Origin of the sequence: uncultured Stenotrophomonas sp., from assembly GCF_963519925.1 — a bacterium.
GTDB lineage: Bacteria > Pseudomonadota > Gammaproteobacteria > Xanthomonadales > Xanthomonadaceae > Stenotrophomonas > Stenotrophomonas maltophilia_AE.
The window spans coordinates 1-12,979 of the sequence record NZ_CAUQPH010000107.1; the positions used below are offsets into that span (position 1 = coordinate 1).

The 12,979-nt window shown below is 69.7% G+C and carries 12 protein-coding genes; 6 read left to right on the forward strand and 6 right to left on the reverse strand.

Annotated features, from left to right (window positions below; translation table 11 throughout):
- The first annotated feature begins 3 nt into the window (after positions 1-3).
- On the forward strand, positions 4-1,797 hold the full coding sequence (locus tag RWO33_RS15405; RefSeq protein ID WP_314106011.1) for a DUF4105 domain-containing protein: 1,794 nt from the start codon (positions 4-6) through the stop codon (positions 1,795-1,797).
- Positions 1,798-1,973: 176 nt separating this feature from the next.
- The gene (locus tag RWO33_RS15410) at positions 1,974-2,708 is read left to right on the forward strand and encodes an MliC family protein (protein WP_314105984.1); all 735 of its coding nucleotides are present in this window, start codon (positions 1,974-1,976) and stop codon (positions 2,706-2,708) included.
- 82 nt (positions 2,709-2,790) lie between these two features.
- Here RWO33_RS15410 and yeiP read toward each other — a convergent pair whose 3' ends face one another.
- The 5 genes from yeiP to RWO33_RS15435 all read right to left on the reverse strand — a co-directional run bounded on the left by yeiP (position 2,791) and on the right by RWO33_RS15435 (position 8,628).
- Entirely contained in the window at positions 2,791-3,357 is a 567-nt protein-coding gene (gene yeiP / locus RWO33_RS15415) for an elongation factor P-like protein YeiP (protein ID WP_314105988.1), read from the reverse strand.
- 35 nt (positions 3,358-3,392) lie between these two features.
- The gene (locus RWO33_RS15420) at positions 3,393-4,163 is read right to left on the reverse strand and encodes an SDR family NAD(P)-dependent oxidoreductase (RefSeq protein ID WP_145477795.1); all 771 of its coding nucleotides are present in this window, start codon (positions 4,161-4,163) and stop codon (positions 3,393-3,395) included.
- Between the two features lie 79 nt (positions 4,164-4,242).
- Positions 4,243-6,807 (reverse strand): EAL domain-containing protein, encoded by a 2,565-nt coding sequence (locus RWO33_RS15425; RefSeq protein WP_314105991.1) that lies wholly within the window; start codon positions 6,805-6,807, stop codon positions 4,243-4,245.
- Positions 6,804-7,697: a hydroxymethylglutaryl-CoA lyase gene (locus RWO33_RS15430; RefSeq protein WP_314105994.1), complete on the reverse strand. Its 894-nt coding sequence runs from the start codon at positions 7,695-7,697 to the stop codon at positions 6,804-6,806. The genes RWO33_RS15425 and RWO33_RS15430 overlap by 4 nt, the downstream gene beginning before the upstream one ends.
- 142 nt (positions 7,698-7,839) lie before the next feature.
- Positions 7,840-8,628, reverse strand: a complete 789-nt coding sequence (locus RWO33_RS15435; protein WP_314105996.1) for an enoyl-CoA hydratase-related protein — start codon at positions 8,626-8,628, stop codon at positions 7,840-7,842.
- 119 nt (positions 8,629-8,747) lie between these two features.
- Here RWO33_RS15435 and RWO33_RS15440 point away from each other — a divergent pair, with 119 nt between their 5' ends.
- The 4 genes from RWO33_RS15440 (at position 8,748) to RWO33_RS15455 (ending at position 11,621) form a co-directional block, all read left to right on the forward strand.
- Complete coding sequence (locus RWO33_RS15440) at positions 8,748-9,002, forward strand: FeoA family protein (protein ID WP_314105998.1); 255 nt, start codon at positions 8,748-8,750, stop codon at positions 9,000-9,002.
- Complete coding sequence (locus tag RWO33_RS15445; RefSeq protein WP_314106001.1) at positions 8,999-10,855, forward strand: ferrous iron transporter B; 1,857 nt, start codon at positions 8,999-9,001, stop codon at positions 10,853-10,855. The genes RWO33_RS15440 and RWO33_RS15445 overlap by 4 nt, the downstream gene beginning before the upstream one ends.
- Positions 10,855-11,118 (forward strand): DUF6587 family protein, encoded by a 264-nt coding sequence (locus RWO33_RS15450; RefSeq protein WP_314106004.1) that lies wholly within the window; start codon positions 10,855-10,857, stop codon positions 11,116-11,118. Before RWO33_RS15445 ends, RWO33_RS15450 begins: the two co-directional genes overlap by 1 nt.
- 101 nt (positions 11,119-11,219) lie before the next feature.
- The gene (locus tag RWO33_RS15455) at positions 11,220-11,621 is read left to right on the forward strand and encodes a hypothetical protein (protein ID WP_314106007.1); all 402 of its coding nucleotides are present in this window, start codon (positions 11,220-11,222) and stop codon (positions 11,619-11,621) included.
- On the opposite strand, the gene RWO33_RS15460 is transcribed toward RWO33_RS15455, so the two are convergent.
- On the reverse strand, positions 11,563-12,979 hold a 1,417-nt coding region (locus RWO33_RS15460; protein ID WP_314106009.1), incomplete at its 5' end, for a hypothetical protein. The genes RWO33_RS15455 and RWO33_RS15460 overlap by 59 nt on opposite strands.

The following is a 12,979-nucleotide window of genomic DNA, read 5'->3' on the forward strand; positions in this document are numbered from 1 at the left end:
CTGATGCACCTGCGCCGCCGGGCCCTGCGCCGATGCGCGGCGGCCCTGGCGGCGTTGCTGGCCGCCCCGGGTGCCCAGGCTGCACTGCAGCTTCAGCTGCAGGCCGATGGGCTTGATCCTGGCCAGCGGGCGAACGCCGAGCAGGTGCTGCAGCAGGCGCCCGCGCTTCTGCCTGCGTCATGGCAGGCGCGCTTCGTCGCCCCGGTGACCCTTTCCTGGTCGGACCAGCTTCCCGACAGGGTGCATGGCCGCACCCGCAAGACTGCGATCACCCTGCGGCGCAGCCTGCTGGACGACGTGCAGCCCGGCCAACCCCTCCCGCGTGCAGTGCAGGCCGCGCTGATCCACGAGTTGACCCACGTGCTGGACCGCGCCGCCGACGGTGGCTGGTCGTACACCGCACGCTGGCGTGACCTGGCCGGCTGGCAGCAGCGCCCGTGGCGCTGGGGCCGCGGCGCCAACGCATTCACCGAACGCAGTCCCGATCCTTACGAGCGCCACAGTCCGGCCGAATACCTGGCGGTCAACGCCGAGCATTACGTGCTCGATGCCGATTACGCGTGTCGCCGGCCGGCGCTGGCGGCGTGGTTTGCCGAGCACATCGGGCCGGGGCCGCAGGCCAGCTGCGACCCGCGCATGGCGCTGGTACAGGCCGGCGAGGTCACCGGCGAAGCCTCGCTGCTCGAGCTGGACCCGCAGCGCGTGTACGCGGTGGACTACCTGCTGGCCGAAGGCAACGACCAGCTGATGAGCCGCTGGGGCCACAGCATGCTGCGGCTGGTGATCTGCGCGCCGGGGCGTCCGCGCGGTCCGGCCTGTCGGCTGGACCTGGCCGAGCATCGGGTGCTGTCGTTCCGCGCGTTCGTCGGCGATGTGCAGATTTCCAGCTGGCGCGGCCTGACCGGTGCCTATCCGTCGCGCCTGTTCGTGTTGCCGCTCAACCAGGTGATCAACGAATACACCCAGCTGGAGCTGCGCGGGCTGAAGTCGGTGCCGCTGGCGCTTGATGAAAGCGACATCGCCAGCCTGCTTGAGCGCGTGGGCCAGGTGCACTGGAGCTATGACGGGCGGTATCGCTTTGTCAGCAACAACTGCGCGGTGGAAACCGGCAAGCTGCTGCAGGAAGGCGTGCCGCGCTGGGCCGATCCCGGTCTGAACCGGCTGAGTCCCGGTGGCCTGCTGCGCCGGCTGGAGCGTCAGGGGCGCGCCGATGGCGCGGTGCTGGACGACCGCCGCGAGGCGATGCGGCTGGGTTATTACTTTCCGTCGGCGCAGGCGCATTACCAGCAGCTCTTCGATGTCGCGCGTGCGGAACTGGCACTGCCGACCACGCAGGTGACCGGATGGTTGGCGTTGCCTGCGGCGCAGCGTGCGCACTGGGCGGAGCGGGGCGGACTGCGTGCGACCTCCGCGCTGTTGCTGCTGGAGCAGGCAGCGCGGTACCGGGAGGAGTTGCGCGCGCGGGACGGGTTGAAGCGCACATTGGGCGGCTCGGGTGCCGCTGGCGATGAAGCCCACGCGGCGTTGCTCAAGCTGCTGGAGGATGCAGGGCAGTTGGTGAATCCAGCCGGGTTGGTGGGAGGCATGGGATATGGGTTGCCGACGGCGGATGAGCGGCTCGCAGCGGCAGAGGCTGCCCGGCAGATCAGCGCCCGCGGCGTGCCGGCATGGACGGCGTTGCAGGACCGCATGCGCGCGCGATTGCCGGCGGCGCAGCAGCAGGAGCTGGCCACGATCGACGACACGCTGGCCCGGCTGGGCAGCCGGATGCGACAACTGGCCCGCGAAGGGACGTAGAGCCACGCCCTGCGTGGCTGCTTTTCGTCGGCACCGCGCAGCCACGCAGGGCGTGGCTCTACGGGTTGGTCGTGCACCCCAGCAGCCGGGCGATCCAGCCGACGGCGTTTCACCTCTGGTCACACCCTGAAGGCTACGATCCCCGGTTGAACCAGAACATCGGCAAGGAGTCGAACATGCGCGTATCTCCCTTCATTCTCAGCCTGGCCATCGCCACCGGCCTGGCCGCGTGCCAGCCGGCGCAGCAGGCCGACGGCGCCGGGCCCGACGCGGTCGCGGCCGGCAACGAAGCGCCGCCGCCGGCGGCAGCGCCCACGTCCGATGAGCGCGTCTATGCCTTCCAGTGCGGCGGACTGGCGGTGCAGGCGACCTACCGCGGTCAGGATTCGGCCACGGTGGTGGTCGGAGGGCGCACGTTCCTGATGGCGTCCGAGCCGGCCGCGTCGGGTGCGAAGTTCGGCGACGGGCAGGGCAACGTGTTCTGGACCAAGGGCACCACCGAAGGCACGCTGACCCTCAAGGGCGAGCCGGATCGCAGCTGTACGGGCTCGGGGAAGGAGGGCGAGCTGGCTCCCGCCGCCGCCGCATCCGCCGCGCCTGCATTCCGCGCCACCGGCAACGAGCCGGGGTGGCTGGCGCAGGTCAGCGCAGGCGACACCCCCGTGTTGCGGGTGGAGACCGGTTACGGCGAGCAGAAGTTCGAGGTGTTGTCGCCGACCCAGGGCAAGGATGGCTGGTCGGGCAAGGCCGCCGATGGCACCGACGTCAAGGTCAGCTTCCAGCGCACGGTGTGCCACGACGACATGAGCGGGCAGGCCTTCGGCGCCACCGTGATGCTCACCGTAGGCGCCCGCCAGTACCACGGCTGTGGCGATTTCGCCGGGGCGCCGGCGTTGGCCGAGCGCCCCTGAGAGTCACCGCGCGTAGCGACACGCCGCGCGTGTCCCACGCAATGAAGAACGCAGGCGCAGCCGGGCAGAGCCCGGCGCCGCCTCAGTCTGCGCGGCCGGCAAACTCACCGGTCGCGGTATTCACCAGCACGCGCTCGCCGTTGGTGATGTACTCCGGCACCATGATCTCGATGCCGGTGCTCAGCTTTGCCGGCTTCGGACGCTTGGTCGCGGTACCGCCCTTCATTTCCGGCGGGGTCTCGACCACTTCCAGTACCACGCTGCTGGGCAGCTGCACGGCCACCGGCTGGTCGTCGATCACCTGCACGTAGATGCCGGTCAGGCCGTCGGTGATGTAGCCGGCGTCATCGCCGATGACATCGGCATCGAGGGTGTAAGGGGTGTAGTCCTCGTCGTCCATGAACACGAACGCATCGCCGTCCTTGTACGAATAGGTGGACTGGCGGCGCAGCAGTTCGACTTCCGGCAGGTTGTCGTCGGCATCGAAGCTGGCGTCCAGCTTGTTGCCGCCCGGCACGCTGTACATGATGAAGCGGAAGCGCACGTTGCCGCCGCGGCCCTGCGGCGAGCTGCGTTCGAGGTCGCGGATCTGGTACACGCCGCCGTTGTACTCGACGACGTTGCCTTTCTTGATGTCGTTGGCTTTCATGGAATGAAGGTTGGTTGTGGGAGGTAGAGGGTGGGTTACTTCGGGGCCAGGCGCACCGCGCCATCCAGGCGGATGGTCTCGCCGTTGAGATAGGTATTGGTCAGGATGTGCCCGACCAGGCCGGCGAAATCTTCCGGCTTGCCCAGGCGCGGCGGGAACGGGATCGAGGCCGCCAGCGACTCCTGCACGGCCGGCGGCATGCCATCGACCATGGGCGTCCAGAAGATGCCCGGGGCGATGGTCATCACGCGGATGCCGAAGCGCGACAGTTCGCGCGCCATCGGCAGGGTCATGCCGACCACGCCGCCCTTTGACGCGGCATATGCGGCTTGGCCGATCTGGCCTTCATAGGCGGCCACGCTGGCGGTGTTGATGATCACCCCGCGCTCGCCGTCGTCGCCGGCGGCATTGTGCTGCATGCGGTTGGCGGCCGCCTTGGCGACATTGAAGCTGCCGACCAGGTTGACCATGACCGTGTTCTGGAAGGTCGCCAGCGGCATCGGCGCCTCCTTGCCCAGCACGCGGCCGGCGCCGAGGATGCCGGCGCAGCTGACCACGGCGTTGAGGCCGCCGAGGAAATCGTGCGCCGCATCGATCTGCGCGGCAACGGCGGCCTCGTCGCTGACATTGGTGCTGAAATAGCGGGCCGCGTCGGCGCCGAGTTCGGCCACGGCGGCCGCGCCCTTTTCATCATTGAGGTCGAACAGGGCCACGCGGGCGCCCTGGGCCACCAGGTGCCGGGCCACCGACAGGCCGAGGCCGGAAACACCGCCGGTGACGACGGCGCGTACGGAAGACAGCTGCATTGCACGATCCCGCAGGTTCAAGAACCGCCGATTCTAGCGGATGCCGGCCCGTTCGCCGTTGTGCAGCGCAGGCGGGCGCTCAGTGGCGCGGCGGCAGGCGGCGGGCGAACTCGTCCGGGGCCATGCCGGGCGCGAACAGGAAGCCCTGGCCGACGGTGACCCCCATGTCATGCAGGAACCGGCGCTGTTCTTCAGATTCGATGCCTTCGGCGACCAGGCCCAGGCCCAGGCTGCGGGCGATGCCGCACACCGCCTCGCACACCGCCACGTCCGAGCGGTTGCCGGGTACCCCTTCTACGAACATCTGGCTGAGCTTGAGCCCGTGGATGGGCAGCCGGCGCAGGTAATTGAGTGCGCTGTAGCCTTCGCCGAAGTCGTCGATGGTCAGCAGCACGCCCATCTCGCGCAGCCGCGCGAAGGTCTGCAGGGTGTCAGGAGCATCCTCGATCAGCACCCGCTCGGTGAACTCCAGCTCCAGCGCGCTGCCGGGCAGGCCGTACTGGTCCAGCGCCTGGCGCACGTTGCGGGCCAGGTCCTCGCCGACGAACTGGCGGTAGGAGACGTTCACCGCCACCCGCACGATGCCCAGACCGGCGTCCTGCCACTGGCGCACCTGGCGGCAGGCTTCGTTGAGCACCCACAGCCCGATCCGCACGATGTCGCCGGTGCTCTCGGCATGGCCGATGAAGATGTCCGGGCGCAGCTCGCCCAGCTGCGAGTTGCGCCAGCGGATCAGCGCTTCGGCGGCCACCAGCTGGCCGGTATGCAGGTTCACCTGCGGCTGGTAGACCAGGTGGAACTCGTCATCGTCCAACGCGCGGTGCAGGCGGCTTTCGATCTGCAGGCGGTCGTGCTGGCGCTGCGCCAGTTCCGGGGAAAACACCTGCCAGCCGTTGCGGGTGCGCCGCTTGCAGTCGTACATGGCGATGTCCGCATTCTGGATCAGCTGCTGCGGGCGCAGGCCGTCCTGCGGCGCGCGGGCGATGCCGATGCTGGTGGTCACCGCGAATTCGTCGCTGCCGAAGCGGAACGGGGTGGCGAAGGCGCGGGTGATCGCTTCAGCGAGGCGTTCGGGCTGGTCGTGCTGGTCGCGGGTGTCGCAGACCACCAGGAACTCGTCGCCGCCAAACCGGGCCAGCAGGCCTTCGGTACCGATCGCGGTGGAAATGCGGCGGGTGGCATCGATCAGCAGTTCGTCGCCGGCGTTGTGGCCCAGCAGGTCGTTGACGGTCTTGAAGCGGTCGAGGTCGATGTACAGCACGCCAACCCGGCAATGGGTGGGGCTGCCCATGCGCGTGGCCAGGTCGGTCAGCACCGCATCGCGGTTCATGATGCCGGTGAGCGGGTCGGTACGTGCCTGGATGCGCAGGGTTTCCTCGGCATGCTTGCGCGAGGTGATGTCCTGCACGGTGCCGGCGATGCGCGCGGCGTTGACGTCGCCGGCCTCGGCCTCGCCGATCATGCGCACCCAGAACGAATGACCATCGCTGCGCTGCCCCTGCAGTTCCAGCTCGAACGGCACCTGCCGGTCGATCACGTCCAGCAGGGCCTGCTGCAGCTGCGCGCGGTCGTCCAGGCGCAGGCAGTCCATCAGGTGCGACATGTCCTGCAGCGGCAGCTCCTGGCCGAGGATGCGCGCCGCTTCATCGGTGAGGTAAAGGCGCTGCAGGCCGCGGTCCCACTCCCAGCCGCCGATGTGCGCCAGCGACTGGGCGCGGTCGAACAGGGTGTTGTTGCGCTTGAGTTCGGTGATGTCGCTGAACAGCGCGAACACATGGTCGGGGATGTCGCGCCCGTTGCCGTATACCGGCACGTTGGTGGTGGAAATCCAGATCATGCGTCCGCGCGGCCGGTGGTAGAGGCCCACGATGGTGCTGCGGATGATGCGTCCGCGGTTCAAGGCTTCGCTGGCCGGCCACTGCTCGCGGGTAAGCGGGTGCCCGTGCTCGTCCACGCTGATCCAGTCGTCCGGGGTCAGCATGGCGGCCAGGCTGCCGCCATTGCCCTGCGTGCCCAGGATGCGGTGCGCAGCCGGATTGGCTGAGATCACATGCAGGTCGCGGTCGAACAGGATCACGCCCTTGTCGATCGATTCCATCAGCAGCCGGTAACGTGATTCGGCCTGCCAGCGGCTGCTCAGGTCGCGCGCCACCGCCACGATGCAGTGCTCGCCCTGGTGCTCGAAGCCGGCAGAATGCACTTCCACCGGGAAGCGGCTGCCGTCACCACGCATGTTGGTGACTTCGATGACGTAGGTTTCGCCCCGGCGCAGCGCGTCCCAGACCGGATCGAGGTGGTCGCTGGGCAGGTCCGGGTTGAGCAGCTCGATCGGCTGGCCGATGATGTCTTCGCGGCTGCGCCCGTAGGCACGCACGCCGGCCTTGTTGAGGTCCAGCACCACCCCCGATTCACTGAGGATGCTGACCGGGTCGGGCACCGCGTCGAACAGCGCGGCGTAGCGGCGCAGCGCCAGCTGGCGCTCGTCCATGGCCTCCTGCAGGGCCTGCTGCACATCCCGCAGCAGGACATGCACGTCTTCGCCCGGCGGCTGCGCCAGCGCCTGCTCCAGCGCCGCGAGCGCATGCACGTGCCCGGTGAGGTGGTCACCGACCGCAGCATCCGTGCGCGGGCGGCGTCGGCTCATGTCGCGGCCAGGGCCCTGCCGGCCTTGCTGCCGGTCTCGCGGCCGAGCCGTGCGGCCAGCCAGCGGCCGGTGGCGGCCAGCGCCGGCAGATCGATGCCGGTACGCATGCCGATGCCGTGCAGCAGGTACACCACGTCTTCGCTGGCCACGTTGCCGCTGGCACCCTTGGCATACGGACAGCCGCCAGCGCCGGATACGGCTGAATCGACCACGCGCACGCCTTCGTCCAGGCACGCATCGATGTTGGCCAGCGCCTGGCCGTAGGTATCGTGGAAATGCACCGCCAGGGCGGGCATCGGCACTTCGCTGGCGACCGCGCGCAGCATGGCGCGGGCCTTGCGCGGGGTGCCGACGCCAATGGTGTCGCCGAGCGAGATTTCGTAACACCCCATGTCGTGCAGCGCGCGCGCGACCCGCACCACTTCGCTGACGGCGACCTCGCCCTGGTAGGGGCAGCCGAGCACGGTGGACACATAGCCGCGCACGTTCACCCCATCGGTGCGGGCGCGTTCGAGGATCGGCGCGAACCGCGCCAGCGATTCATCGATGCCGGCATTGGTGTTGGTGCGGTTGAAGGTTTCCGAGGCGGCGGTGAACACCGCCACTTCCTCCACGCCAACCGCGCGGGCACGGTCGTAGCCCTGCTCGTTGGGCACCAGCACCGGGTAGGCGATACCGGGACGGCGTTCGATGCCGGCATAGACCTCGGCGGCGTCGGCCAGCTGCGGTACCCAGCGCGGGCTGACGAAACTGGTGGCTTCGATGGTGCGCAGGCCGGTCAGCGAGAGCTGGCGGATCAGCTCGATCTTGTCGGCGGTGGCCACCGGCTGGGCTTCGTTCTGCAGTCCGTCGCGCGGACCGACTTCGACGATGCGGACGAAGTCATCCATGACGGCAGGCCGGGCAGGCGGAAGGCAAACGGAACTCAAGTGCGATCACGGAACATCCTGGAAGAAAGTAACGGCGCAGTTCCCTGGCGGGCCATGACAGGGAGATACGCGGGATGGGAAACAAAGCGGCCAGTGGCCACCCTCAATCCTGGCTGACCCAATGCGGCGGCCGCTTGTCCAGGAACGCCCCCAGCCCCTCCTGGCCCTCGGCCGACACCCGCAGGCGGGCGATCAGGGCGGCGTTATCGCGGTCCAGCGCATCGCGGTCATGGCCGCCAGCAACCCGGCGGACCAGTTGCTTGGCGGACGCCGCGGCGATCGGCCCGGCCTTGTCCAGCAGGCCGAGCTGGCGCTGTACGGCTTCGTCGATGCGTTCAGGTTCGACCAGCTGGTGCACCAGCCCGATCCGCAGCGCGGTCTCGGCGTCGAAGTGCTCGCCGGTGGTGAACCAGCGGCGGGCCTGGCGCGGCCCGATCGCATCGATCACATAGGGCGAGATGACGGCCGGGAGCAGGCCCAGCCGGCTTTCGGTGAGGCCGAAGCGGGCACTGGTGCTGGCGATGGCGATGTCGCAGCAGGCCACCAGGCCGACCCCGCCGCCAAACGCGGCGCCGTGGACGCGCGCGATGGTCGGCTTGGGCAGTTCGTCCAGGGTCCGCATCAGCCGGGCCAGCGCCAGCGAGTCCTGGCGGTTGTCTTCCTCGCTGGCGGCGGCCATGCCCCGCATCCACTGCATGTCCGCGCCCGCGGAGAACGAGGCACCGGTGGCCGCCAGCACCACCGCGCGCACCTCCGGGTCGCGTCCGGCCGCGTCCAGCGCCGCGGTGAGCGCGGCGATCAGGCCGGCATCGAAGGCGTTGTGCAGGGTGGGGCGGTCCAGCCACAGGGTCAGCACCGCAGCGCTGCGTTCGATCCGTAAAGCGTCACTCATCTCGGGGCCTGCGCCTGCTTCATACATGTATGGATCATAGCGGGCCACGCCGGCCGGGCCATGACGCGGCGCGGCGATGCTAGAATTGATAACCATTCTTATCGACCAGAAGGCGACCTGTGACGTTGTCCGATCTGCCGCTGCACGCCTCCGCCCTGGTGGAGTCGGTGCGCGAACTTCATGCAAACGACGCCATCGCCCGCCGGCTCCAGGAGCTGGGATTCGTGAAGGGAGAAGATGTGCGCCTGGTAGCCCGGGGTCCCATCGGCGGCGAGCCGCTGCTGGTGCAGGTCGGGTTCACCCGCTTCGCGCTGCGCCTGGCCGAGGCGGCGCGTATCGAGGTCAGCGCCCAGGCCCCGGGAGCGGCCACATGAACGCTGCCGCGACCCTGCGCGTTGCCCTGGTCGGCAACCCGAACAGCGGCAAGACCGCGCTGTTCAACCAGCTCACCGGCAGCCGCCAGAAGGTGGCCAATTACACCGGCGTCACCGTCGAGCGCAAGGAAGGCCGCATGCGCGCGCCGTCCGGGCGTGAATTCGCCGTGCTTGACCTGCCGGGCGCCTACAGCCTGCAGCCGGCCAGCCTGGACGAAGCGATCACCCGCGACCTGTGCCGGGGCTTCTATCCGGGTGAGGCCGCCCCGGACGTGCTGCTGTGCGTGATCGACGCGACCAACCTGCGCCTGCACCTGCGCTTCGCGCTGGAACTGCGCGAGCTGGGCAAGCCGATGATCGTGGCGCTGAACATGGTGGACGCGGCCGAGCGCCGCGGCATCCGCATCGATGTGCCGGCGCTGGAGCGCGCGCTGGGCGTGCCGGTTGTGGAAACCGTGGCGGTGCGCCGCAATGGCGCGCAGGCGCTGGTCGAGCGGCTGGACGCGATGGTGCCGCACCTGGATGCCCCGGTCCCGGCAGCGACCGCCGGGGAGGACTACCACGTGCAGGTGCGCGGCATCCTCGCCGCCGCGGTGAACATGCCGACCCGCACCGCGAAGGTCGACGACGCGCTGGACCGCTGGCTGCTGCACCCGGTGTTCGGGCTGCTGACCCTGGCGGTGGTGATGTTCCTGATCTTCCAGGCGGTGTATGCCTGGGCCACACCGGTGATGGACCTCATCGACGCCGGCACCGCCGCGCTCGGCGAATGGGTGGGAGGCACGCTGCCGGCCGGCCCGCTGAACAGCCTGCTTACCGACGGCATCATCGCCGGCGTGGGCGGGGTGGTGATCTTCCTGCCGCAGATCCTGATCCTGTTCGCCTTCATCCTGGCGCTGGAAGAGTCCGGCTACCTGCCGCGCGCGGCGTTCCTGCTCGACCGCATGATGGCCGCGGCCGGACTGTCCGGGCGCTCGTTCATCCCGCTGCTGTCCAGCTTCGCCTGCGCGGTACCGGGCATCATGTCCACGCGCAGCATCCAGGACCCGCGCGACCGCCTCGCCACCATCCTGGTGGCGCCGCTGATGACCTGTTCGGCGCGCTTGCCGGTGTACGCGCTGCTGATCGGTGCGTTCATCCCGCAGAAGACCGTGTGGGGCGTGTTCAACCAGCAGGGCCTGGTGCTGTTCGGGCTGTACGCGGCCGGCATCGTCAGTGCGCTGGCGATGTCCTGGACCATGAAGAAGTGGCGCCGCGACAAGAGCGAGCATCCGCTGATGCTGGAGCTGCCGTCCTACCGCCTGCCGCACCCGCGGGACCTGGCGGTCGGCCTGTACGAACGCGGCATGATCTTCCTCAAGCGGGTCGGCGGCATCATCCTGGCGCTGACCATCCTGCTGTGGTTCCTGCTGTCTTTCCCCGGCGCGCCCGCCGACGCGACGATGCCGGCCATCGACTACAGCTTTGCCGGCCGGATCGGGCATGCCATGGCGGTGTTCTTCGCCCCGCTGGGCTTCAACTGGCAGATCTGCATCGCGCTGATTCCGGGCCTGGCCGCACGTGAAGTGGCGGTGGCCTCGCTGGCTACCGTGTACGCACTGTCGGCCGCCGATGACGACGCGGCCAGCCAGGCGCTGACCCCGCTGATCAGCGACGGCTGGTCGCTGGCGACCGCGTTGTCCCTGCTGGTCTGGTACATCTACGCGCCGATGTGCATTTCCACCCTGGCCACGATCAAGCGCGAAACCAACTCGTGGAAGCAGATGGGCTTCGCCACCTTCTATCTGTTCGCCGCCGCCTACATCGCCTCGCTGGTCACCTACCAGGTGACCGTGGCGCTGGGAGGCGGCTGATGGACGCCGGCCTGCTGCTGCAGTACGCCGTGATCGCGCTGGCCGTGCTGGTCAGTGCGTGGGTGGTACTGAAGAAGCAGTTTCCCGGCACCGTGCGGCGGCTGCGCGGGGCGATCGCGCTGGCGTTGCTGAAGCCGCAGCGGCCGGCGTGGCTGCAGCGGGCAGGGCGCTGGATCGCCCCGCCTGCCAGCAGCGGCAGCGCGGCCTGCGGCGGATGCGACACCTGCGGACCGAGCGCACCCACGCCCGGGCGCAAGCGCTGAGCCACCTGTCGCGTTGAGCCCGGCCGTGGTGCCGGGACTCTGGCAAGGTGGGGTTCTGGAGGTTCCGCGCCGCATGCGGAGTCCGTGCCCATGGAGATGTGATGAAGGTTGATTCCTGCCCGCCGGCGCTCGCTGGCCCGGCCCCGGATGTGCTGTCGCACGACCGCAAGCGGTCGCTGACGCCGACTCCGGTCGATATCCGCAACGGCGAGGCGACGCCGAAGATGGCGCGCATCGAGACCTGGGAAAAAGGCCGCTCCGACGCCGAGGTGCAGGTCATCGAACGGCTGCAGGAGCTGCTGCACGGTCGGGCGCGGTTCGCGACGCTGCTGCCCGTGGCCTGTCGCAGCGAGACCCTGGTCTCTGCCCTGAATCCCGCCACCCGCGCGCTGCTGGCCGACCTGCGGTCCGGCAAGTCGCTCGGACCGCAGCAGTACGAAGCGATCAGCGCCGGGTTCCGCGGGGCGATGCAGCGGAGTGGTCTGTTCGAACCCGTAGGGTGAACGGCGCCACGCGCTGCCCGAGTGTGTTCAGGCAGGCCAGCGCGACTTCCAGGTAACGGCCACTTTCGCCATGCTGGAAGGCGCACGCCGCCGGGCGCTGCACCCTGGTGGTTCGCCACATGCCAAAGCGCTCTACCGGCGGCAGCGCATCCAGTTCCGCCCACCGCGCGGCCCTGGCGACCTGGATCAGCTGGCCGAGCTGGCGGTCGCGCTCCTGCCGCTCGCTGCGGGTTGTGGGAACAACCAGCGCGGGTACGCGGCTCGCTTCGGCGCTGCGGTAGAACACGGTCTCCAGCAGCGCGCACAGCTCCTGGCGCGCGTGCTGCCAGTGGCCATGCGCTGGCATGCCCTGGGCGAGGTCGGCAACACGTTCGCCGGCCCTGAACAACGCCCGTCGCAGCAGCGCCAAAAGGTCGCGGTCGTCCTGCCCGCGCGCGGATTCGGCGCAGCGCCGGAGTTCAGCAAAGGCGAACCGCGCCAGTTCGGGCGGCAACAGGCTTTGGCGACCGGTCTGTGCGTCCAGCTGGCGGGCCAGCGCCAGCAGGCCGACGATGGGCGGGGGTTGGTTGCCGGCCGGCCGGGCAAGGTACAGCGCCACCGCATGCGGGTGGCCGCTGATCGCCTGCGCATGCAGGTCCATGATGTCGGCGGTCAGCTGCCCATGCACGCGCGCGTCGATGGTGGTCGGCGGCTGTGCCTGCGGCGCCGTCGTCGGCGCGACCGCGGCCGGGTAGCGCAGCCGCACCGAATGCTCGCCGTCGACGCTGACCGTGCCGTTCGCGGAGCAGCGGGCGCGCAGGGTTACGCGGTATGCCGAATCGGGGTCCAGGATGCGTCGCTCGGGTAGCGCGTCCAGGCCGGCAGTGCGCGGCAGCGCGGCACCGAGCGGGCGGTCGTGGTGCACCACAAGCACGGCACGGGCGTCGTCCGGCGCCGTCGCGTCGATGGCCAGGTGGAAGCGGGTGTCGGCGCGGGGCGCGTCAGGGCGGCCGCCATCGTCACCGCGCAGCAGGGTGCCGTCCGGATGCAGGACGTTGCCGAAGAAGATGCAGGCTTCCAGCGGGGCCAGCATGCCCTGGTGGAGCTCCCGTACCAGCCGCTGCTGGACCGGCGGCAGCGGCTGCGTCGCGCGCTGGAAGGCCTGCAGCGACGCCTGCGGCACGCCGTCGAGGGTGTACGGATTGCGCGCCAGGTCCAGTCCGAACTGATGCCAGGGATCGGCGCCGGCTCCGTCCTGCGCCATCGAGGCGGTCAAGGCGGACGCCGTGGCGGCGCAGACGGCGGCCGGGAGCGCGCGGCGTCGCTCGCGCTCGCCCAGTCGCGCCATGGCGTCGGCAATGTCGCCCACGGTCGAGACG